We start from the raw sequence: 23,676 nt of genomic DNA on the forward strand, positions 1-23,676 counted from the left end.
TTTTATTTGTCAGCGTTTAAGCAATTTCTGCTGGAAAGGTCACTACTTTTTCAATTTTGACCTGATCCATTGCAACCATGAGTAAACGGTCTACACCTAAAGCAATACCTGAGCATTCCGGCATATGAGGCAATGCTGCTAACAGATGCTCATCTAAAGGCATAACATGAAGCCCTTGCTTAGCCCGCTCTGCATTATCTGCTTCAAAGCGTGAACGTAACACATCTGCATCGAGTAATTCATCGTAGGCATTGGCTAGCTCTAAGCCTTCAATATAAACCTCGAAACGCGCCGCGACCTCTTCCCCATCTTCATCTACTTTCACTTTTGCCAAAGAGGCCATTTCTGGTGGAAAGTCAGTTAAAAAAACTGGAGCATCAAAACCCAAACTTGGTTCAACAAAATGAGAAAATAACAAATCCATATAAGCTAGGCGATCATCGCCCAAGTCGAGATTTAATCCCACACGATTTGCGGTATCTTTGAGTTGTTTCAAGGTTGCCTGCAAAGGGTTGATATCAAGACGATCTTGAAAGGCATGTTTATAACTTAGAATAAACGGACGAACTTCACCAAAACGATGCTGCAAACAGGTTTGCAATAAATCGGCTGTTTCATGTATTAACGCTTTTAAGTCTAGACCGGGGCGATACCATTCAAGCATGGTAAATTCACTGTTGTGTTTACGCCCGTGTTCATCATCTCGGAACACCTTACAGATTTGATAAATCGGCCCACTACCGCTCGCCAATAAACGCTTCATGGCAAACTCTGGTGAAGTCTGTAAATATTGAGTTTGCAATTTGCCATTAATATGGCGCAAAGCCTGAACCGAAGCTAAATGTACATCGGTGACACCTGCCTGTGAAACGATTGGTGTTTCGACTTCCATGACATCACGTTCAGCAAAAAACTGACGAATTTGGGTATAGAGCTTGGCACGTGCTTTTAAGGCATCAATTGAACAAGTAGGTTGATAGCTTAAACTCATGCCTGTGGTCCCCCATGTGCTGCCCATTCACGGCGCAGCGGATAATTTTTACGTAATAAATCAAATGCTTTTTGCTCTACTTTGCCGTCTTTAATACAAGCACGGATGTTGGCATCATCTTGAGCAATATCATAAATCTGAGCTAACTTTTGCTTTAACACAGCTTTTAAATCATGTCCTGAAAAATAGTCTTCGCATGCAGGTAGCTGAGTTTCAAAACGCTTATTCATGTCATATCCAAACTTTTGACAAAAAGCTTCATAAATCATTTGTGTACCGCGGGCTTTTCCTTCAAGGCTATAACCAGCAATATGCGGTGTTGCTAAAGCCAACATGTCTATAAGTTCTTCTGATATGACTGGTTCATGCTCAAATACATCAAGCACCACTTTACGCTGGGTACGTTGAATGTCTTCCATTAAAGCGGCTTCTTTCACGACTGGACCACGTGCACTATTAATTAAAATTGTGTCAGGTTGAAGCGCTGCGAAAGCTTTTTCATCAAACAAATGATATGTGGGATGTTCACCGTTTTTGGTCAGCGGCACATGAATTGAAATGGCATTAGCTTGTTGCAACAGAGTTTCTAAGCTTACATTCTCAATTGTGTCTAGTTTCACATATGGGTCAAAGCCAATTACGTTCCAGCCCAACAACTGGGCCATATAAGCCAAGCGCTTACCGACGTTGCCAAGACCGACAATGCCTAGGGTAAATTTTTCTTGTTGTTCTAAAAGGTTTGCATCTAAATGAAGTAAAGCAGTAATGACATATTCAGCAACCGCTTGCGCATTACAACCAGCCGCATTTGCCCATGTAATTCCTTGTTTTTCTAACGCCGCAATATCTAAATGATCGGTCCCTATTGTGGCACTGCCCACATATTTTAATGCTGTGTTTTCAATTAAACTTGCGTTAACCGCAGTAACCGAGCGGACCAGTAAAGCTTGAGCATCTTTTACATCTGCATGGGTTAAAGTACGCCCTGCTTTGTGTTGAATATCGCCAAACTCAGAAAAAAAGTAATCGGTAAATGCCAAATTTTCATCTGCGACGATTTTCATTGTCTGCAACCCATAGCTTATAAAAACATTATTATCCTTTGAGTTGTAGCAAAGCACAATGTTAAGGGTATAAATTAGTACAGGGTCTCAAGACTCAGTTTAGTCACAACCCACCACCAAAATAAAAGTAAGCCATGACCGCGAGTGTGAGCCAAATTAAAATAATGAGTACGGCAACCAAATAGTTTTTTGGTCGTTTTTCATGTTCATCCAGCCATTCTTCAGCTTGTTGTTCTGCATCGAAAATGACTTGTTGAGGCGTAAAACGAACAGCTAACCAAATCAGCATCGGTAGAATAATGGCCTCATCTAAAAGGCCTAAAATAGGAATAAAATCTGGAATTAAATCGATCGGACTAAAGGCATAAGCCACAGCCACCACAGCAATAACTTTTGGGAACCATGGCATTTGAGGATGCTTTGATGCAAACCAAAGCATAATAATTTGTTTTTTTAGACGTTTTGCCCATTCTTTTAGTGATTGTAACCAAGACATTTGGACAGACTCTGAACCTTTAGAGTTTTATAATAATCCATAAAACCTATCCTTAGCTTAAAAGCCAAAGAAATGTCAGATGAGCTCTATTTTAGGTTCATCATCTTGAACAATATATTTTAAATTTCTGTATATAAAACAAATCTATCTCCTCTACAAAAACTCGCCAAAGTCAGGCCAGATTGTTTGGCTAATTGAATAGCCATGCTGGTAGGTGCTGAAATTGACGCCAGTAGACTTATATTCAGCTGGGCACATTTTCGTATCAGTTCATAACTTGCACGACTGGTCATCACCACAAAACCTAAACTGGTGTCGTAGTTTTCTTGTGCTAAATAACCTATTAATTTATCTAAAGCATTATGGCGGCCAACATCTTCAAATAAAGCCACGATTTGAGCGTCAAACACCCATGCTGCGGCATGTGCGCCACCCGTTAAAGCGGTAATTTCTTGCTGGACTTTTAAATGGGAAATGGCACTCGGAATTTGCTCAAGCCATATTCTGGATGCATGCGTTGTAATTTTAGGAACATCTAACTGAAACTGTTCTAAACTCTCAATTCCACACAAACCACATCCTGTACGGCCTACCATCATGCGGCGGTGTTCTTTTAAGTCAGCAAATGCTCTCGATGAAATAGTCATTTCCACCGTAATGCCCAATTCATTTTGATGTACATCAAGTGCATATAGCTCTTTTAAGCTAGTTAAAATTCCTTCCGAGAGACTAAAACCTTTGGCAAATAATTCTACATCGGTCGGTGTCGCCATCATCACCGCATGTGAAATTCCGTTATACACCAAGGCAATTGGGTACTCTTGCACAATATGATCTAAAACATTTTCAGAGTCGGTTTTGTTAAACCGCTGTACTAGTAATGTCTCAACCCCATAAGAATGTGGTGTCAAAATTATTTCCTTTATTTCAAAAATGGCGCTTGTTTAGAGCGCCATTTGTTTGGATGATATTTTTTAATATTGCCTTTGATTAAAGGTTGCTTACTTTCTTATCAGCATCTTCAGGGGCTACTGCTGTTGCCAAGTTAAAATGCTCTGGCGCATTTCCGGGATGCAAAATCACAGGAACGCTTTTTGAAGCAGGAATCTTGGCATATTTATCATGACTACTTAATGCCACCAAAGGATTAGTTTCCGGATAGTAAGCGGCTAAACTGCCTCGCGGAATGTTGTACGGCACTATACGGAAACTATGCACAATACGCTTTACACCGTCTGAAAAAACACTTTCAATATCCACCCACTGATTTGCTTCAAAACCTGCTTCATCAATATCAGCTTGGTTCATAAACAACACACGGCGCTGACCGAATACCCCACGGTAACGGTCATCTAGACCATATAGAGTAGTGTTGTATTGGTCATGAGAACGCGTGGTCATTAAGGTATAAACCTTACTGTCGGTATATGCCGCAGCGTACTGATTTTCTTTATCGGCATAAACCTCACTCAGCGGTGTAATCATAAACTGAGCTTTGCCACTTTTTGTATTCCAGATGTGCTGATTGGCTGGATGCTCTAGATGAAAACCGCCCGGTTTATAGACGCGTAAATTAAAGTCATGGAACTCATCAAATACATCGGCAATAGAGTCACGAATACGGTCATAGCTTTCGATATACCATTTCCATTTAATCTGACTGTCTGGAAGCACTGCTTCAGCCATTCTTGCCACGATGTCTGGTTCAGACAAAATATTTTCAGAAATTGGAGCGTTACGCCCTGCTGACAAATGAATATTACTCATTGAATCTTCGACTGAAATTGCCTGCGGTCCATGAAGCTGCTCATCAATTTCGGTACGCCCTAAACATGGCAAAATTAGTGCATCTTTACCACACACCAAATGGCTACGGTTTAACTTGGTTGCGACATGAACGGTTAAATTACACTTTCTAAGTGCTTCTTGGGTATATGGTGTATCAGGCGTTGCAACTGCAAAGTTCCCACCCAAACCAATAAAGACTTTGACCTCACCTTCTGCCATGGCTTTAATAGTTTCAACGACACCATGCCCATTTTTTCTCGGTGATTTAATTCCAAATACGCGGTCAATGTTGTCGAGTAGTTTAGGGCTAGGCAGTTCATTAATGCCCATGGTGCGGTCACCTTGCACGTTACTGTGCCCACGAACCGGACAAAGCCCTGCACCCGGTCTGCCAATTTGACCACGCGCCAACAATAAATTTGCAAGCATATGTACGTTAGCTGTGCCGTGGCGGTGTTGAGTGATACCCATTCCCCAACAGAAAATTGAACGCTCTGATTCTAAAAAGAGTTTAGCCAGTTTTTCTAAATGTTCAGGCGATAACCCTGAGTGTTTATAAATATCTGCCCATTCAGTTCTTTCAATCTCAGCAATCATCTCAACAAAACCAACGGTATTCACCGCGATAAAGTTTCGGTCAAAAACACTTGGTTTACCTGAGGCAAGTGTTTTTTTATCCCACTCATTTAAGTGCTTTAACATCCCTAACATGAGTGCATAGTCACCGCCAATTTTCGGCTGGAAATAATAACGACTAATTGGCGTACTGCCGTTGGTCATCATTTCAAGCGGTGCTTGCGGGTCTTGGAAACGCTCTAAGCCGCGTTCTTTAATTGGGTTAATCGCAATAATATTGCCGCCACGTTTAGACACTTCACGTAAAGTACCTAACATACGCGGGTGATTGGTTCCGGGGTTGTGCCCAAAACTAAAAATAGCATCGGCTACGTCAAAGTCTTCTAGGGTGACTGTGCCTTTTCCTAAACCAATCGAGTCAAGTAAGCCAACACTTGTGGTTTCATGACACATGTTCGAGCAGTCTGGAAAGTTATTTGTACCAAAGCTTCTCACAAACAATTGATATAAAAATGCTGCTTCGTTACTGGCACGACCCGAAGTATAAAATGTCGCTTGGTCTGGGTTGTCTAGCGCATGTAAATGTTGAGCAATGAGTTTAAATGCATCGTCCCACGAAATAGGCACATATTTATCGGTTGCAGCATCGTAGCGAACAGGGTCGGTTAAACGGCCTAAGTCTTCTAGAAAAAAGTCACTTTGCTCTGACAGCCAACTGACGGTATGACCTGCGAAATATTCAGGGGTTACTGTTTTACTGGTTGCTTCAAAGGCAACTGCTTTTGCACCATTTTCACAGAAGTTAAATGCGTGAGCATCTTTCTTTTCTGGCCATGCACAGCCGGGACAGTCAAACCCTGTAGGTTGGTTAATGTTGAGTAAGGTAATTGAACCTTTACCTAAAATATCTTGTCGCTTTAAGTTTCGAGCAACACTTAGCAGTGCGCCCCACCCGCCAGCAGGATGAGTATATGGCTCAATTCGCGCAAAACCGTTATTTTCCTGTATGTGCTTTTGTTCTTCTGAATTATCCACTTTGTCATCCTCTTAATTCTTCTTAGGCATTCAACAGATCCAATAAAACCACAAATTTAATTATGCTTATATTAAGAATCGCTGCTGTCTAGCTTATGGGTAGAGTCCGCATGGTATGTTATTCACCATATTTTAAAAAGCTGGCTCAACTGTTCTTATAATATGTGCCATATTTTTTACAATTACAATCATTCAAGCCAACCGCGCTATTTATAGAAAAATATATAAAACAATGAGTTAAAAAGATAGAAACTCCGCCTTTTACAGATCAAAACATTATTAGTTTTCATTCTTAACAGAAGAGAAACTCTTTAAAATTGATGCTTACATGTCTTTATGTATGGTTTTTTTGGATTAAGCAGTATAAAACAATTAAAAATCTATCCACATTAGAGCACTTATGAAGGTTGTGATCGCTCCTGACTCATTTAAAGACAGCTTATCTGCTTTAAACGTAGCTCAGGCCATTGCCAAAGGATGGCAAGAAGTTTTTCCTTATGCAGAAACGATTTTATGCCCGATGGCAGATGGTGGTGAAGGAACTATTGAAGCTGTTTTAGAAGTCTGCGAAGGACAATGGCGTGAAAAAACTGTGGTTGGGCCATTAGGTCAGCCTGTTCAAGCAAAATGGGGCTGGTTAGAAAAACAAAAAATCGCCATCATTGAAATGGCTCAAGCGAGCGGCATACAGTTAGTTCCACCGTCAGAACGTGATGCCCGCCACAGCACAACGTTTGGAACAGGCCAGCTCATTCTGGATGCTTTAGACGCAGGTGCAAAAGACATTATTTTAACTGTGGGTGGTAGTGCTACTAATGATGGTGGCACAGGATTACTGAGTGCTTTAGGTGCTGTTTTGCTCGATGCCAACCAAAAGGTTTTATCCGCAGGTGGTCTCGCTCTAAGCAACCTATCAAAAATTGATTTAACACATTTCGACTCACGTATTCAGCACACGCGGTTTTTACTAGCTGCCGATGTGACCAATCCACTTTGCGGTCCAAACGGCGCATCTCATATTTTTGGCCCACAAAAAGGGGCTTCCCCTACTCAAGTAAAGTTACTTGATGAAGCGCTTGCCCATTTTGCCAATGTCTCGGCACAACTTTTAGGTTTCGACAAAAGAGATGAAGCAGGCTCTGGCGCTGCTGGCGGTTTGGGCTTTGCAGCCAAAAGTTATTTAGATGCAGTCTTTAAAGCTGGAGTTAAAGTCGTGGCTGAACTGAATCAACTTGAGCATAAAATTTCTAATGCAGATTGGGTCATTACAGGCGAAGGTAAATTTGACCAGCAAACCTTAAGCGGTAAAACCGTTTTTGGGGTAAGCCAAATTGCAAAATTTCATGGCATCCCTGTCATTGTGATTGCAGGAACTTTAGGCCAAGGCTATCAAGCACTTTATGAGCACGGCGTTACGGCTGCTTTCTCATTAGCAAATGGCCCGATCACATTAGAACAAGCCTGCGAACATGCGGCAGAACTCATTTATGAGCGCACAGTGGATATTGCGAGGTTAATTCAGCTTAGCCAAACCAGTTTGAGAGATAAGAAAGTTTAATCGGCTAACTTTAAAAGGCTCTCTCTACAACTTTCCAATATTTCATCGCTAAGCACAGATTGGTCTGGGCATGCGCGAGACAAGGCAATTGCCCCCACAGATTGAGCAAGAATATTGATGGCTTGCTTTCTCAACTCTTCTGTTTCTAAAGAAACTTGTTTTGCTCGTTCATTCATAATGAACTGAATAAGTTGCTCAATGCCCTCTTCAAATTCGACTTTTACTTCGTCTGGCTGTCTTGCGGCATCACAAGATAGCGCTGTTAAGGTGCAGCCCAAATCTCGGTTGTCTCGATGAGTACGAGACACATAAAGCTGAATAAATTGAGTTAAGTTTAAACCTTCTATTCTTTTTAAAACCTGCTCAAGTCCATGTTTAACGGTAATTGAGACAAGGTCTGTTTTAGAGCTGAAATGTTTATAAAAGCCGCCATGAGTAAAGCCTGCGCTAGACATTAATTCAGCAATGCCGACGCCGTCGTAGCCTTTGCTACGAAACAGTTGAGTCGCCTTATCGACAATTTTATCTCGGTTTTCTTTTACCTGAGTTTTACTGACTTTCATGTTGGCCTACCCACTTTTACTCACCCTATTCGTCACAATTATACATTGATTATGGTTGACATCAAAACTTGCATATTTTAGATTATAGTCATAATCTAAAAATTAAAGCGTGGAGACATCGCATGTCAGCTCAATCAAAAGTACTTATTACAGGAGCTTCGTCAGGAATTGGTTCTGTCTATGCAGACCGATTTGCTCAACGTGGCCATAACTTAATCTTGGTTGCACGAGACACAAACCGCCTAGATAAAATCTCAAAAGATCTTCAAGAAAAATACGGCGTACAAGTTGAGTTCATTCAAGCCGATCTATCAAACGATCAAGACATTAGTAAAATTGAAGATGTACTCAAAAACGATGCTGATATTGAAATTTTGGTAAATAATGCTGGCATTGCACTAAACGGAACCTTTTTAACTCAAGATATTAAAGATATTGAAAAACTCATTACTTTAAATATGACTGCAGTTGTTCGTTTGTCTCATGCAATTTCGCAATCACTTATACATAAAGGTAAAGGTGCCATTATTAATTTAGGCTCTGTGCTTGGATTAGCCCCTGAATTAGGTTCTACCATTTATGGTGCAAGTAAATCTTTCATCCAATTTTTTAGCCAAGGCTTATATTTAGAATTAAAAGATCATGGCGTGCATGTTCAAGCCGTATTGCCTTCTGCTACTAAAACCGAAATTTGGGAACGTTCTGGCATCGACTTAAGCCAAGTCCCACCATTAATGGATGTCAATGATTTGATCGATGCGGCTCTGGTTGGTTTTGATCGTAAAGAAACAATCACAATTCCTGTGCTGAAAGACGAAAATCAATGGAATAATTTTGAAAAATCACGTATCACATTACTACCAAACTTTTCTTCGGCTGATGTAGCCCAACGTTATAAAAACTAACGAGTACCGCTACCCAACTCTTAAGTAGGAAAATCTTATGAATGTTATTGATGCCATCCGTAACCGCCGCGCAGTTAAACGCTTCGACCCTGCTTTTCAACTTTCTGAAGATAACAAAAAGCAGTTATTACAAGAAGTTTTAGCCAATGCACCAAGCGCTTTTAACTTACAACATTGGCGTCCAGTCATCATTGAAGATACTGAGTTAAGACAAAAAATTCGCACCATTGCTTGGGATCAACCACAAGTTACAGAGTCATCATTACTGATTGTGTTGTGTGCAAAAGTAAATACATGGGAAGTTGATGCTAAGCGTGTGTGGGATGGTGCAACTCCAGAAGTTCAAAATATTATGGCTGGCGCAATTGACCAATATTACCGTGATCGTCCACAAACCCAACGTGACGAAGTGATGCGTAGTGCGGGTATTTTTGCTCAAACTTTAATGTTACTTGCTCAAGAGCATGGTTTAGACAGTTGCCCTATGGATGGTTTTGACTTTGACGCAATGGCGAAGCTCATTAACTTACCTGAAGATCACGTAGTATGTTTAATGATTGCAGTTGGTAAGTCAGCATCTCAGCCTTACCCACGTGTAGGCAAACTTCCTTACGACGATGTCATTATTCAAAATACATTCTAAGTTTTAAATTTTTAGGCTTTCATACTATTTGTTCTTTTTTTATAAATAGATGGAAGCCTTTAATTTGGCAAACGTTTTAAAGCGGACTTTAAATCCTATTTAAACTGCTTCAAAAAAAAGTCTAATATCATCTCTCTATCCCCTACTTGACCCGAGCTTAAAAGCTGAATAATGGTTCCCTCAATCATATATAAAAATAGTTTGGCGTCCTGAAAGGTAACATCTTTTTTTAGTTTTATTAACTGACTATAGATTTCATTAAGCAACCATGTTCTATATCTCATTGCGGTTATATAGGCTTTTGGATAGGTCAGTTTTGTTTCAAAAATTGCTTTAAATAATAGATAGTAAAGTCCCTTCAAATCGGTATGCAAAAGATAAAGTTTCTTAAGTTTATCCACCACACTTGTTTGACTGGTGTACTCAACCATTGAAACTACTTTTTCTTTTAAACGTTCTTTTTGCACGATCATGCAGATTTCAATAAATCGCTCTTTAGAGTGAAAGTAATGATAAAAAGTCGCCTTGGGAATTTGAGACTCTTTCACAATTCTGTCGACTCCAACCGTATGAAATCCGTGATGGTGAAACAGATCAATCGACTTATTTACGACTTGTATGGCACGTGGGGAGATCACTAAATGTGGCATAGTTTTACCGTTATAAAAATTCTTGTTGTATGTAAACGAGATACTTTTTTGGGAGAAAAAAAGGCATAGCAAAGCCGTTAAGACTGTGTTTTGCACATCTCAAGTTTTATTGTTGATTAAGTTTTTTGGTCGTGACGATTTAAAGCCTGAAAAGCCCAATGGCCATCAAACTGCTTTAAAAGTTTAAGTTGTGTCGATATAGACTTTGGCAAAGGCTGCCAAGAAATTAAGAATGTGCAAAGCCAACTCCTTTTTATTGGGAGTTCTGCCAGACATTTATAGAATTATGGTGGCAGAACGAGAAAGGGTTAGCAGACTAGTATTATCTCAAACTAGCACACCCGAAGGTGTCCCTCTCCCGTCCTACCGCAACGGGAAAGGAAGGAGTAGTTCACCACACAAGACTATTCCTCAGTAGGAAAAACTCTGATGCGGGAGATAATACACGGTCTGCTAAAACCGGCTGGCAATGTGGCCAGCAGGCAAAGAATAGTGCCCAACCTTTTTGCAGTCAAGCACACAAAATGACATTTGTTTTAATTTAGATCATTAAAAAGTAAGGGTAAATAATGCGTGAGTTATTGTTAAATGGGAGTTTATAAAGGGGGAATAAAATTATGAGAAATTTCATATAATAATTAATATACTAATTTAAAAAAACTTGCTTTCTACCCATTTTTTAATAATAAATTATAATAATCAAACTAAAGAGTAGCTTAAATATGGATAAAAAAGACAATGCTACAATTATTGTAAAAGAAAAACCAGAGCAGGAAAAATATGAAGTCTTAAAAGAAAAACTAAGGTATAAACAAGCACTTAGAGCCAATACAAGAAAAATTGACCATAAGAATGTCCGCTTAAATATTCAGGCCGATGCTTTACCTAGTAAAACATTTTTTATAATGAATGCACTGGCTGCCATCATCGCTGGATATGGGCTTCTTGCAGATTCAGCTGCTGTAGTTATTGGTGCAATGTTAGTCGCAATGATGCTTGGCCCTATTTCAGGAATAGCTTTATCATTCATTGATAATAGATGGATTTTATTTAGAACATCATTCTTAACCCTTATTTTAGGGTTAGTAATGATTTATTCGATTGGTATTATTTTGGGACTAATTAATATCAACATACCAATTACTGGCGAAATTTTGGCTAGAACACAGCCTACTATAATGGACCTCATGATTGCTCTTGCAGGTGGAGCAGCAGGAGCATTTGCCTCTATATCACCTAGACTTTCTGTTGCTGTTGTAGGTGTGGCGGTGGCGACTGCTTTAGTTCCACCGTTAGTTGCAAGTGGAATCTTAGTTGCTCATTTAGAATGGAGGAATGCAGCGAATGCACTGATTTTAGCTATAACAAATATTATTGCCATTCAAGTCAGTTCCTCACTGGTGTTGTGGATCGCCGGTTTTCGACGAGGTTCTGATATTGAAGTGAAAAGTAATGTCTTCGAATTTATAAAAAGAAATATAGTTAGTTTATTCTTTTTAGTGGGTTTAGCGATTTATTTAACATTCAATTTTACACATATGCTAAATAAACAATTTTATGAAAATAAAGTAAAATCAGATGTTAATGCATTTTTTAATATTAATAATAATGTTGTCGATACAATTCAGTTCGATAAACGAAATACTTTTACTCTCGTTCGTATCGTAGTTCGAGGAGATACTCCCCCAACAGCATCAGATATCAAAAGACTTAATCAATTGCTACCGAAAGATTCAAATAAAAAATTCACCATTGCCCAAATTAGATTTATTCCAGTAGAGATAATTGAAGCACCAAACAGTCCAAATAATACAGTGATTCAATATAAAGAAGCAGAACGTTTAGTTAAATAAATATTCAAATAGAAAAAGCTAAGCCATAATTAACGCGGCTTAGCTTTGAAAAAAATAACTTTTAAATTAAAAAATTACTTATTTGATGTCTGCAAATTCAGAAACAGGTTTGTTCACTTCAACTTTTGTGCCACCGAATTTTTCGCTCACAAATTTTTGAACTTTAGGTAAGTGGTAAAGTTCACCAAGTTTTGTATAGATCGGGTCGTTTTTGTTCGCTTCAGCAACACCCAACAAATTTACATAAAGCTTTGTAGACTGGTCAATAGGTTCACGGAAGATAGAATCTTTCATTACATTGAGGCCACCCTCAAGTGCCAATGTATTACCCAACACAATAGCATCTACATCGTTTTTAATACGAATGGCTGTAGTCATTTGAATTGGTTTTAATTGTAAGTTTTTCGGGTTTTCAACGACGTCATTGGTCGTCCCTTTTACAGGGTCAAAGTCTGGTTTGAGTTTAATCAGTTTAGCAGACTGTAATAATGTTAAAGCGCGCGCTTCGTTGGCAGTATCGTTTGGAATCGCGATAGTTGCGCCTTGTGGGAACTCTTCAACAGATTTAACTTTATTTGCATAAATACCCATTGGCTCTAGGTAAGTTGTCGCAACAGCAGCAACTTTAGCGGTATTTGAAGAGTTATAAGCTGCCAAATAGTTAAATGACTGGAACGCATTTACGTCTTGTTCGCCACTTGCTACAGATGTATTCAATACAACATAGTCAGTCAGGTTAGTCACTTCGAGTTTAATGCCCGCTTGAGCAGTTTCAGGAAGCGTTGCAACATATTTCCATACGTCAGTGTCTGAACCTGTAGAAACCAGTTTAATAGTTCGTACTGATTCAGTTTTATCTTTAGCTGATGCTGTATTTTCAGTTTTTGCAGGTTCTTTATTACATGCAGTCAGTGTTAGAACAGATGCGCTGAACAGAACACTAAATAATTTTTTCATAGATACATCCTAAAATAGGAAACGCCTATCTTACAAAAGAGTCAGGCATTGCCAACCAATGGGTCAAAATACAATTTTGGGGCGGAAATAATTTCCAGATATCGGGTTTAGAAAACTGAATTCAGCATCATTCCTTCCTTGAACTTGCTCGCTGAACAATAGAATTATGTTTTGAAACAGTTTCTAAATATTGGCTCATCATATATCAATAAATGAATATTCTACAAATAACTTGTTCGATTCTGATATATAGAAGCTTAATTGGTAAGATATTGAAAATAAAAAATATATTATATAAATATAGTAATTTTGATTAAAATATATACTTGTTTGATTTATATGAAATTTTCAGGATTTATTAGCAGTATTTAAGCTAAATCTTACTGTAATGTAGACACTAGGTATAAAAAAAACCCTTGTCATTAACAAGGGCCTTTTAAGAATCTGGCGGAAGCGGTGAGATTCGAACTCACGGAGGACTCACACCCTCGTCGGTTTTCAAGACCGGTGCATTAAACCGCTCTGCCACGCTTCCAACGAGCGCTATAATATAAATAAAAATTGAAGTTGGCAAATCTTTTATTTAATTTTTAATTCAACCGCTCAAAATAAACACATATCTATTTAAATTTCTGAGTTTTCTGTGTTTTCATAGCGAATTTTATTGATATACCACAGCTTTTTTCCAGATGGCGTGTGTACTTCAATCTCATCATCGACTTCTTTGCCGAGCAATGCGCGCGCCATGGGTGACTCAATCGAGATATGTTGAGGGTGATGATCATAAATTTCATCAATTCCAACAATACGTAAAGTTTTTTGCTCACCTTCTTCGTTTTCAATCTCGACCCAAGCACCAAAGTAAACTTTGCCATCTTGCTCAGGTGAGTAATCAACGATTTTTAATTCTTCTAAGCGTTTTCCTAAATAACGTACACGTCGATCAATTTTTCTGAGGAGCTGCTTATTATATTGATAATCCGCGTTTTCACTGCGGTCACCTAAGCTTGCAGCCCAGTTTACTTTTTTGGTGATTTCCGGACGTTCTTCATGCCAAAGTTGTTTTAATTCAGCAACTAATTTGTCATGCCCTGACCGAGTGATTAAGTTAGATTTCATGATAAAAAACCACTGTTCAACAACATATCGCTTACAAGATGTAGCATTTTATACCCTATTTTCTCACATCAGAAGTGTATAAATTTTCTTCCTTAAGAAATTCATGTGTTTATGATGATATATCGAAGTTTTAATTGTACAAAATTTGACATTACTTTTTTTCAATATTATGATGCGCGCAGTTTAAATGTTGAGCATTTTTTAACCCACTCGAAAACTATGTAGATTTTCTACACAGTTTGTTTTTTTCATTTCATGTCATTTTGAATGACGTCATGACTGCCCACCCCTTATTGAATTTATCAACTTTTAGAAGTTATGGCAGCTTTTTGTCTGACTTTTAGGGCATAAATTATCTGTAGCGGAGACAACATGCACAGTAATTCAAGTTCTGGGTCGAGGCTTTGCCTTAACTCTTTATTTTCTTCTCTCCCGTTAAAAGCGCTTGCACTCAGTACTATATTTCTCCCATTTCATAGTCTTAATGCAGGAAAAACCCTACAGTACAATACTGTAGTTAACACAAACACTTTAACTGTTGTTGCGGTAGAAAGCCCGACAACCGTTTTCAAAGAAGATCAGTTTTTACATGGTTTTGGTTACGACTTAGCACGTAACTATGCACAGAACCTAAATGTAAAGCTGGACTTTAAAATCGTGGCAGACAATGCCACTGCACTTAGATGGGTTCAGCAAGGTAAAGCAAACTTTGCGATGACTACAGCAGGTTTAAGCACAATCGAAAACAAAGGTTTAATGTCGTTTTCTGCAAGTTGTGGTGACACAGCAAATTTGCAAAAAAATGGCTTAAATCCTGAGTTGAGTTGGGTATTTAAACAGGCTGATGACCCACTCACACAGACCGCCAGCGGCTTTGTATGCCAAAGTAAGCAAAATGGTGTGACCCAACAGCTTGCCTCTTTTTATAACCGCAATGTGGTGAAACCAGAAGCATGGTCAACCATTCAACGTGACTTAAGCACACGTTTACCGATTTACAAAGCGAGCTTTAAGCAAAGCGCAGCGAAGTATGATCTAGATTGGCATTTACTTGCCGCAATTGGTTATCAAGAATCATATTTAAAGCCAGAATCTGTTTCTCCTACAGGTGTTCGCGGCTTAATGATGTTAACTAATAGCACTGCTAGAGCAATGGGTGTAAGTAATCGTAGCGATCCTGCTCAGAGTATTCAGGGCGGCGCGAAGTATTACGATCTGATGCTAACTGAATTTGATAATATTCCGTTCCCTGATCGGAACTGGTATGCACTTGTGGCCTATAACATGGGACCAGGTGCGGTAAGTCAGATTCAGAAGCGCTTGCAATCTCAAGGGAAAGATCCGAACAAATGGGTCAATCTCTATGACTATTTGCAAAGTAATAAAACGCGAAATGGTCGATATAAGCAAGCAGTTCAATATGTCACTCGTATCCGTGCTTATCTTGAACATATCAAAACGGCGCAAACACGAATCAATATCTAATTTTTATTTTTAAAAGTTGATAAATTCATTGTTTGTACAAATAAAAAGCTTACCTCTTTGGGTAAGCTTTTTATATGAATTCTTTTAAGTTTAAGCAGTATGCTCTAATACTTTCTTAAACAAATCTTTTTGTTCTTGGCTTGGCTTAGCTGTTTGTAAAGCCATTAATTGAGACATGTCGCCTTGAACTTTAATTTTACCAGTCATGAATGCCTGCATAGCAGCAGCCATATCAAACTCTAAGAATACTTTACGTAAAGTTTCAGCATCCATATTTAAAGTTGTTTTGGCATTTGAAGACAAACCTTTTTGGATTTTACCCCCATCTAAAGCTAATTCGGTATTTCCAGCAGCATCTGTAACTACTAAATTAATTGCCAAATTCGCAAGAGCGGGTGGCAAATTAAGATCACCTGCTTCAGCAGTTAATTTTTCGACAGTCGCAAACCAATCTTCAGTTAAAAATGCAGGCATGATTCTTCCTCAAATTTATTTGTTCAATTTCTCTGGTTGTCTATCCAGACAACATCATGTGAAGCAATTCTGCTTGTGGCTTGTTATAGCATGTAATTTAAATTTTGGGCTATGACTTTTTGTACGGAACATTCATTTTTTAGTATTTTGATACATTAAAGGCACTTGTTTATAAAGTGCCTTTAACATTCTTTATACTAGCGTTTATTCAGCAGCGAAGCTTAAGTTCACGACATCTAAACGGTTCTTAAGTTCTTCCGGATCTTTAATATCCAACTCGCGCTGAGAATCTAGAGCCTCGAAATCAAACAATTCGCGGTCTGCTAACTGAGACGGAGATACGTTTTGTAATGCCCCGAAAATGCTGTGTAAGCGCTTCGGATATTGTTTATCCCATTCACGTAGCATTTCATTAAGCATTGCGCGCTGTAAGTTTTCCTGCGAACCACAAAGATTACATGGAATGATTGGGAACTGACGAATCTCGGCATATTTAATAATGTCTTTTTCTTCAACATATGCCAAAGGACGAATCAAAATGTTCTTTTTATCTGACGATAAAAGCTTTGGAGGCATCGCCTTTAAGCTACCGCCATGGAACAAATTCAAGAAGAACGTTGCAATGATGTCATCACGGTGGTGACCTAAAGCAACTTTAGTGGCACCAATCTCTTGTGCAAAGCCATATAAAGAACCACGGCGTAAACGTGAACATACTGCACAGTAGGTTTTACCTTCCGGCGTTAAGCGTTTAGTAATGGTATAGGTGTCTTTTTCTAAAATGTAATATGGAATGTTGTTCTCTTCCATATAACGAGGCAAAACATCTTCAGGAAAGCCTGGTTGTTTTTGGTCGAGGTTAACCGCAACCACCTCAAAATTAATCGGTGCGATACGCTTAAACTGCAACAAAATATCGAGCAAGGTATAACTGTCTTTACCACCAGACACACACACCATGACCTTATCGCCATCTTCAATCATATTGAAGTCACGAATAGCATGCCCAACTTGACGGCGAAGCTTCTTGAGCAAACGGTAATAGGCCGAGCTTGTTGGAAGTTCAGGCTTAAAATTAAATCCCTGATTGGACTCAACTGGCGCGTACATAGACGAGATATACCCATAAATAAAAATACCGCGCAATTTTATATGATTCAGAAGAGAATCGCATCAAAAGAATAGTTTCAATTCTTGAAGTCGTCACATTGCTCGTGCATGATGCAAAACACATGCTCTATTTTGACTGAAGCGTTCAAAATTTGTGCAAAATGCTTACTTTTTGGACTTTTCCACAGTTTTCCACAAAACCTGTGGATAAAATTGTGGATTTCTTCGTACTTGACAAACTGTTTTGGCCTTCTGTTAAGGGTTTTCTTTAAATTGATCATTTTTTAACCAATGTTTTTTATTATTAATAATCAACAAGTTAACCATGTCAATAGAATCATTTTAAAAAAATTTTTTAATTTTTTTTGATGAGCATTCGAACAAATCAGCTTGATTTTTTGAAAGAGTCGAAATAAAAAAAATTACACAAATCTTCTTTAAGTAATATTTTTTGATAAACTCTTTTCCAAGTTTTGAGTACCTAAAAATTGTGAATAACATAAAATGAAAAATTCGGTTCAATTTCTTGTTTCTTGTTTGCTGGGGATGACCACTTTTACGGTCGGCATAATTTCGAGTTCAGCAGGTCAAATGTATATTTACCAAGATAAAAACGGTAGTACATTACTCACCAACCGAAAAAGCTATGACCACTCTCTTAAAAAAGTAAAAGTGACCTATTACCCTGATAGTAATATTCACAGTTATACAAACTGGGGAGCATCAGAAGCTTCTGTTTTGCCAAGCTACAATAAGAATAAAAATGCTTTCGACCACATTATTAGACAAGCTGCACAACAACATGGTGTCTCGGAAGGTTTAATTAAAGCCGTTATGCACACCGAGTCAGGATTTAACGTAAGAGCTCGTTCGCCAGTAGGTGCTCAAGGGTTAATGCAGCTCATGCCTGCGACTGCCCGTCGTTTTAATGTCTCTAACGCCTATGACCCGCAACAAAATATTTTTGCAGGCGCTAAATATTTAAGCTGGTTACTCAAGCGTTTTAATGGAAACACGCAAATGGCACTTGCGGCTTACAATGCCGGTGAAGGTAATGTCGACAAATATGGCGGTATTCCCCCTTTCCGTGAAACACAAGATTATGTGCGCCGTGTAACAAGTCGATACCAAAACCTATATGCATCGGGTTCAGGTTTTTCATCTTTTACAAATACTTCAGTACAAACCGTTTCACATCCTTCTAATTTGGCAGAAAACACAACAGCTCAAATCACGACTCAATCACCTAAATATTCATCTTCTCGTCAAATCGTGACTTTATCTGACGGTACCTATACCGATGCACCAACAGGCACTTATGTCACCAATAATGCCACCGCAATTGCTCATATACGAATTGAATAAACAGTAAAGAAGAACGGCGGCTCGCATTTCTATTTAGGTAAGTTCAGATGTTTTAAATTGTAATGATCTATTACCTGATCTTTACCATTTTGACGAACTTAGCCAATTATTCTTTAAATTTAGGCACATTCTGCTAAATGAAAGAATGTATCAATTCCTTATTTTTTTCTTGAATTTTTCCCCCAAGCCCCGCATATTAGCTTCATGATTTCGAATTTGTAAATCAGATAACATTTTATTTATAAGAGGATTTTCTCAATGATGCGGATTGGTTTGTTTTTGCTTACCAACCTCGCGGTACTGGTTGTAGCTGGCATTATTTTGTCACTCTTCGGTGTCGGTAGTTACCATGGCGCGGGTGGCTTGAATCTAGGCAACCTTTTAGTGATCTGTTTTGTGTTTGGTATGGTGGGATCTTTAATCTCGTTATTCATGTCAAAATGGATGGCTAAGAAAACGACCGGTACAGAACTGATCGACCCGAATGCTCCTCGTAACCAAGCTGAAAGCTGGTTATTGCAAACAGTCGCTGAACTTTCTCAACGTGCTGGTATCAACATGCCAGAGGTTGGTATTTTTCCATCATATCAATCCAATGCCTTTGCAACAGGCTGGAACAAAAATGATGCCTTAGTTGCCGTTTCATCTGGTCTACTTGAACGTATGAACAAAGATGAGCTACGTGCAGTGCTTGCGCACGAGATTGGTCACGTTGCGAATGGTGACATGGTTACCCTAGCGCTCATCCAAGGTGTTGTGAACGCCTTTGTTATGTTCTTTGCTCGTGTAGTTGGTGACTTTATCGACCGTAATGTCTTTGGTCGTCAAGACGATGAAGCCCCGGGTATGGGTTACTTCATTATTACCATGGTATTGGATATCGTCTTTGGTATTCTCGCTTCTGCCATTGTGATGTGGTTCTCTCGTTATCGTGAATACCGTGCTGATGAAGCAGGTGCACGTTTAGCAGGTAAACAAGCAATGATTTCTGCATTATTACGTCTCCAAGCTGAGACTGAAATGCCAGATCAAATGCCAAAAGAAATGAAAGCCTTCGCAATTGCGGAAGGTAAAGAACAAGGTTTCAGCTTAGCTGCTTTGTTCCAAACCCACCCAACAATTGAACAACGTGTGGCAGCTTTACATCAATTAGATTGCCCATAAAACGTTTAATGTAAAAAATAAAGCCTCCAAATGGAGGCTTTATTTTTTATTACATGGCTTGATAGACACCCCACAGGTAACTTGTGCCCCACCAAACAGCTAATCCAATTAAAAGCAGTACAAGCACACCTACTAAATCGGGAATATGCAACCATAACCAACTGACAACAGGATTTCGCCAGAAAGCTGAGTTCTGCTGCTTCTTTTCGAGCTTTTCATGTAAGTATGGATGAACGACATGAATATCACTCTGAATCGCATATTCTTCGCGTATATGCGTATGAACTACATCTAGTGCTTTTCGACTGGGTCTTATAAAAATATCAAAAATAGTCCCAGCCACAGGAACAAATCCGACTACAGCATCTACAACTGCTAGTTTGATGACTGGAGTCAACTTATGCTGAGGCACACCAATTTGTTTGGCTTTATAGATGGCATAACAGGTCAATGCGAAACCAGCGACATCACCTGCAATTGGAATCGTACTCAGCGCAGCATCGGCACCAATGCCCTGCTTTGTAAAAGGAATGCGAACCGCACTATCCATCATGGTTGCAAACTTGGCCAGATCTCGTTCTAGTGCGATGACCTGTTGCTCTGTTAATTTTTTTTCTTGAGGCATTTAAATCAAATATATGAAGAGAAAGTTAATCTTAATATACTTGATTTAATACCTCTTTTTAAATCGTTTACTTTTAACTAGTAGTTTTCGATCTAAACAGCGAACGCAGTAACACGTACATGACTGGAATAAAGAAAAGAACCAGTACTGTACCGAACATTACGCCACCTAAAATACTAATACCGATTTCTTGACGGCTTACAGCCCCTGCGCCTTGTGCAAAGACCAAAGGAATTACACCTGCACCAAAGGCCAAAGAAGTCATTAAAATCGGTCTTAAACGTAAGCTTGCGCCTTCTAAAGCTGCTTCAATTGCATTCTGACCTTTTTCCTGAGCCAAGGCAGCAAACTCAACAATTAAAATGGCATTTTTACATGACAATCCAATTGTGGTTAACAGTGCAATTTGGAAATACACATCATTGGGCAGTCCAAAAAGATAAGAGAATATGACACTTCCTCCTACACCAAGTGGAATAGAGGTCATCACAGCGGCTGGAATGCTCAAGCTTTCATATAGAGCAGCTAAACATAAGAAGATAAAGCCTGCCGAGATTAAATATAACCAGACGGCCTGATTTGTCGACTTTTGCTCTTCAAAAGATAAACCTGTCCATGCCAAGCCAACGTCTTTTTGCTGATTTACGAGTTGTTCAACATCTTTCATTGCCTGACCTGAACTACTACCACTTGCAACATCTGCTTGAAGCTGTAAGGCACTATAACCCATATAACGTTTTACAATTTCAGGAGCGCCGCCCCAACTGAAGTTAGCAAATGAGCTAAAAGGTACCATTTCATTTTGGTTATTACGTACAGACCAATTATATAAATCTTCCGGTTTTGATCTGAACTGGGCATCACCTTGAATCATGACACGCTTGATACGACCACGGTCAATAAAGTCATTTACATACGTTCCACCCCACGCACTCGACAAAGTGTTGTTAATCGCGGGTAGCTCTAATCCATTTGCTAATGCTTGTTTCTGATCAATTTTGATATTGAGGTTTGCTTTACTGTTAGTAGATTGCTTATCAAAGTTTTCAAAACTTGAATAGCTTTTGCTCTGTGTTTGCAACTGACGGAAGGTGTTATCTAGAAAATCTTGCCCTTGGCCATTTAAATCTTGAATCCATAAATCCAGACCATCTGTTTGGCCTAAACCATTGACTGAAGCAGGTAATGTCACATTAATTTGTGCATTATTGAATTGACTGAAATATTTCATCGCACGCTTTTGTATAGCGTCAGCTGAATTTTCTTTTCCAGTACGCACATCCCAAGGTTTTAAGGCAATAAATCCTTGAGCCAAGTTCTGGCCTGTACCAGAATAATTTCGGCCATAGCGGATTAAAACCAGATCTACATTCTTATCTTCTTGAGTTAAGAAATATTGGCGGACTTGTTCTCCAATTTTCTGACTTTGCGAGATTGGCGCACTATCAACAAGCTTAATTTGAACACTTAAAATGCCTTGGTCTTCTTTAGGAATAAATCCACTTTTTAAACCACTATAGAACAGTGCAAAAACAGCAATCAAAGCCACAAAAATCACGATAACCGATTTACTGTAGCGAATGCTTGTTTGAACGATTTTTATATATTGATTTTTAAGTTGATCAATTTTTTTATTAAACCAAACTGCCCAGCGCATAGGCTCTGGATTCGGTTTTAAAATTAAAGCACATAAAGCGGGTGTTAAGACTAATGCCACGACGAGTGATAACGCCATAGCGGCAACTAAAGTAATGGAAAACTGACGGTAAATTACGCCAATTGAACCACCTAAAAACGACATTGGAATAAAAACGGCCGTTAAAACCAATGTAATTCCGACTAAGGCACCACTAATTTCGCCCATCGACTCAATGGCTGCTTCTTTCGGCGTTAAATGCTGTTCATGCATGAGCCGTTCAACATTCTCAACGACCACAATCGCATCATCTACTAGCAAACCAATGGCGAGCACCAATGCAAACAGCGTCAAGGTGTTAATACTAAAACCGAGCACATATAAAACAGCAAAAGTTCCTAAAATAACAACAGGAACGGTAATACTCGGAATGAGTGTAGCGCGCCAGCTTTGCAAGAATAGGAACATCACCAAAATAACTAAAATAATGGCTTCAATAAGCGTCTTTACAACTTCTTTAATAGACTCTTGAACAAACGGCGTATTATCTCGTGGATAAACAATTTTATAGCCAGCAGGTAGCTTGGTTGTAAGCTGATCTAGAGTTTGATGGATGAGTTTAGAGGTCTGAATCGCGTTTGCACCAGAAGATAGTGAAATGCCTAAACCAGCGGCCGGATAACCATTAATGGTGTTAAAAGACTGATAATTTTCTGCACCCAACTCGACTCTAGCAATATCTTTTAAGTAGACATAGCTCGCTGTTTGATTTGCTTTCACTACAATATTTTTAAAATCTTCGACTGTTTTTAGTCGAGATCCTGCGGTGACTTTCGTATTTAAATATTGTCCATCAATGACAGGTAAATCACCGATTGCACCTGCGGCAACTTGTGTATTTTGAGCAGTGATTGCATTCGCTACATCACTTGGCATTAAATTATATTGCTTTAATTTCTCTGGATTTAGCCAGATTCGCATCGCATATTGCGAACCGAAAACATCAGACTCACCCACCCCTTCAATACGGTTCAGGTCATCTACCACATGCGTAGTTAAATAGTCCGATAGCTCAATATTGCCCGATTTACCAGTTGAGTCATATAAGCCTACCACCATAAAAGTATCGCCGAGTGACTTACTCACGGTCACCCCTTGGCGTTGTACTTCATCGGGTAAGCGTCTTATGACGCCACTAATACTATTTTGTACTTGGACCTGTGCTGTATCTGGATTTGTTCCATTATCAAAACTAATAGTAATTCGGCTACGTCCTGATGAATCACTGGTAGAGCTGAAATAAAGTAAATTATCAATACCTTGTATTTGTTGTTCTAAAATCTGAGTAACACTTTGCTCAACCGTTTGTGCATCCGCACCACTATAACTTGCCGAGACTGTAATTTTAGGAGGGGCAATATCAGGATAGCGCTCTACGGGTAAATTCAGCACCGAGAAAATACCAAATGCCATAACAATAATTGCGAGTACACTGGCAAAAATGGGACGCTGAATAAAAAATTTAGATAGCATGGCTGCTCAGAATTAGGTCGTCAATTAACAGATGGCAATACCAAATTTGCCCTCTTGATCATCAACGAGCGATATAAAAAAGACAA

The 23,676-nt window shown here is 39.0% G+C and carries 20 protein-coding genes and 1 tRNA gene; 7 read left to right on the forward strand and 14 right to left on the reverse strand.

From position 1 onward, the window contains the following. Positions 1 to 16: 16 nt before the first annotated feature. From epmA to B806_RS0107245, 5 genes are all read right to left on the reverse strand, one after another. Positions 17 to 991, reverse strand: coding sequence for an EF-P lysine aminoacylase EpmA (gene epmA / locus B806_RS0107225; protein WP_017385800.1), 975 nt, complete (start codon positions 989 to 991; stop codon positions 17 to 19). Beyond that, entirely contained in the window at positions 988 to 2,055 is a 1,068-nt protein-coding gene (locus B806_RS0107230) for a 4-phosphoerythronate dehydrogenase (RefSeq protein WP_017385799.1), read from the reverse strand. The genes epmA and B806_RS0107230 overlap by 4 nt, the downstream gene beginning before the upstream one ends. A gap of 103 nt (positions 2,056 to 2,158) precedes the next feature. Beyond that, positions 2,159 to 2,551, reverse strand: coding sequence for a DUF1232 domain-containing protein (locus B806_RS0107235; RefSeq protein ID WP_017385798.1), 393 nt, complete (start codon positions 2,549 to 2,551; stop codon positions 2,159 to 2,161). Positions 2,552 to 2,670: 119 nt separating this feature from the next. Continuing rightward, positions 2,671 to 3,462: a formate dehydrogenase accessory sulfurtransferase FdhD gene (fdhD, locus tag B806_RS0107240; protein ID WP_017402799.1), complete on the reverse strand. Its 792-nt coding sequence runs from the start codon at positions 3,460 to 3,462 to the stop codon at positions 2,671 to 2,673. 79 nt (positions 3,463 to 3,541) lie between these two features. Continuing rightward, on the reverse strand, positions 3,542 to 5,950 hold the full coding sequence (locus B806_RS0107245) for an FdhF/YdeP family oxidoreductase (RefSeq protein WP_017385796.1): 2,409 nt from the start codon (positions 5,948 to 5,950) through the stop codon (positions 3,542 to 3,544). Positions 5,951 to 6,350: 400 nt separating this feature from the next. Between B806_RS0107245 and B806_RS0107250 the strand changes: the two genes are divergently transcribed. Then, positions 6,351 to 7,508, forward strand: a complete 1,158-nt coding sequence (locus tag B806_RS0107250) for a glycerate kinase (RefSeq protein WP_017385795.1) — start codon at positions 6,351 to 6,353, stop codon at positions 7,506 to 7,508. Here the strand turns inward: B806_RS0107250 and B806_RS0107255 are convergent. Continuing rightward, a complete protein-coding gene (locus B806_RS0107255; protein WP_017402800.1) occupies positions 7,505 to 8,071 on the reverse strand; it encodes a TetR/AcrR family transcriptional regulator in 567 nt (188 codons plus the stop codon). The genes B806_RS0107250 and B806_RS0107255 overlap by 4 nt on opposite strands. Before the next feature lie 122 nt (positions 8,072 to 8,193). Between B806_RS0107255 and B806_RS0107260 the strand changes: the two genes are divergently transcribed. Continuing rightward, on the forward strand, positions 8,194 to 8,976 hold the full coding sequence (locus B806_RS0107260; RefSeq protein ID WP_017402801.1) for an SDR family oxidoreductase: 783 nt from the start codon (positions 8,194 to 8,196) through the stop codon (positions 8,974 to 8,976). Between the two features lie 37 nt (positions 8,977 to 9,013). Continuing rightward, positions 9,014 to 9,619: a nitroreductase family protein gene (locus tag B806_RS0107265; RefSeq protein WP_017385792.1), complete on the forward strand. Its 606-nt coding sequence runs from the start codon at positions 9,014 to 9,016 to the stop codon at positions 9,617 to 9,619. A gap of 95 nt (positions 9,620 to 9,714) precedes the next feature. On the opposite strand, the gene B806_RS0107270 is transcribed toward B806_RS0107265, so the two are convergent. After that, a complete protein-coding gene (locus B806_RS0107270; RefSeq protein ID WP_017385791.1) occupies positions 9,715 to 10,269 on the reverse strand; it encodes a helix-turn-helix domain-containing protein in 555 nt (184 codons plus the stop codon). A 722-nt stretch (positions 10,270 to 10,991) separates the two neighbouring features. Between B806_RS0107270 and B806_RS0107275 the strand changes: the two genes are divergently transcribed. Next, the gene (locus tag B806_RS0107275; RefSeq protein WP_017385790.1) at positions 10,992 to 12,122 is read left to right on the forward strand and encodes a DUF389 domain-containing protein; all 1,131 of its coding nucleotides are present in this window, start codon (positions 10,992 to 10,994) and stop codon (positions 12,120 to 12,122) included. A gap of 78 nt (positions 12,123 to 12,200) precedes the next feature. On the opposite strand, the gene B806_RS0107280 is transcribed toward B806_RS0107275, so the two are convergent. The 3 genes from B806_RS0107280 to greB all read right to left on the reverse strand — a co-directional run bounded on the left by B806_RS0107280 (position 12,201) and on the right by greB (position 14,198). Next, positions 12,201 to 13,079, reverse strand: a complete 879-nt coding sequence (locus tag B806_RS0107280) for a MetQ/NlpA family ABC transporter substrate-binding protein (RefSeq protein ID WP_017385789.1) — start codon at positions 13,077 to 13,079, stop codon at positions 12,201 to 12,203. Between the two features lie 445 nt (positions 13,080 to 13,524). After that, positions 13,525 to 13,614 (reverse strand) — tRNA-Ser (locus B806_RS0107285). Between the two features lie 89 nt (positions 13,615 to 13,703). Next, entirely contained in the window at positions 13,704 to 14,198 is a 495-nt protein-coding gene (gene greB / locus B806_RS0107290; protein ID WP_017385788.1) for a transcription elongation factor GreB, read from the reverse strand. A gap of 372 nt (positions 14,199 to 14,570) precedes the next feature. Between greB and B806_RS0107295 the strand changes: the two genes are divergently transcribed. Then, positions 14,571 to 15,683, forward strand: coding sequence for a transglycosylase SLT domain-containing protein (locus B806_RS0107295; RefSeq protein WP_005067642.1), 1,113 nt, complete (start codon positions 14,571 to 14,573; stop codon positions 15,681 to 15,683). Positions 15,684 to 15,773: 90 nt separating this feature from the next. On the opposite strand, the gene B806_RS0107300 is transcribed toward B806_RS0107295, so the two are convergent. Further along, complete coding sequence (locus tag B806_RS0107300) at positions 15,774 to 16,157, reverse strand: SCP2 sterol-binding domain-containing protein (protein WP_016140203.1); 384 nt, start codon at positions 16,155 to 16,157, stop codon at positions 15,774 to 15,776. A gap of 204 nt (positions 16,158 to 16,361) precedes the next feature. Further along, on the reverse strand, positions 16,362 to 17,267 hold the full coding sequence (ttcA, locus tag B806_RS0107305; RefSeq protein ID WP_002118895.1) for a tRNA 2-thiocytidine(32) synthetase TtcA: 906 nt from the start codon (positions 17,265 to 17,267) through the stop codon (positions 16,362 to 16,364). Positions 17,268 to 17,771: 504 nt separating this feature from the next. Between ttcA and B806_RS0107315 the strand changes: the two genes are divergently transcribed. Together B806_RS0107315 and htpX are read left to right on the forward strand one after the other, a co-directional pair. Beyond that, positions 17,772 to 18,632, forward strand: a complete 861-nt coding sequence (locus B806_RS0107315; RefSeq protein ID WP_017402802.1) for a lytic transglycosylase domain-containing protein — start codon at positions 17,772 to 17,774, stop codon at positions 18,630 to 18,632. Between the two features lie 258 nt (positions 18,633 to 18,890). Further along, positions 18,891 to 19,796: a protease HtpX gene (gene htpX / locus B806_RS0107320; RefSeq protein WP_002118851.1), complete on the forward strand. Its 906-nt coding sequence runs from the start codon at positions 18,891 to 18,893 to the stop codon at positions 19,794 to 19,796. Between the two features lie 49 nt (positions 19,797 to 19,845). Here the strand turns inward: htpX and B806_RS0107325 are convergent, their stop codons facing one another. Then, positions 19,846 to 20,421 (reverse strand): DUF4112 domain-containing protein, encoded by a 576-nt coding sequence (locus B806_RS0107325; protein WP_017402803.1) that lies wholly within the window; start codon positions 20,419 to 20,421, stop codon positions 19,846 to 19,848. 73 nt (positions 20,422 to 20,494) lie between these two features. Beyond that, positions 20,495 to 23,590 carry a multidrug efflux RND transporter permease subunit gene (locus B806_RS0107330; protein WP_017402804.1) on the reverse strand — a complete coding sequence of 1,032 codons (3,096 nt, stop codon included), beginning with the start codon at positions 23,588 to 23,590 and terminating at the stop codon, positions 20,495 to 20,497. Positions 23,591 to 23,676 lie beyond the last annotated feature (86 nt).

It is taken from the genome of Acinetobacter sp. TG2027 (assembly GCF_000302435.1).
Classification (GTDB): Bacteria; Pseudomonadota; Gammaproteobacteria; order Pseudomonadales; family Moraxellaceae; genus Acinetobacter; species Acinetobacter pittii.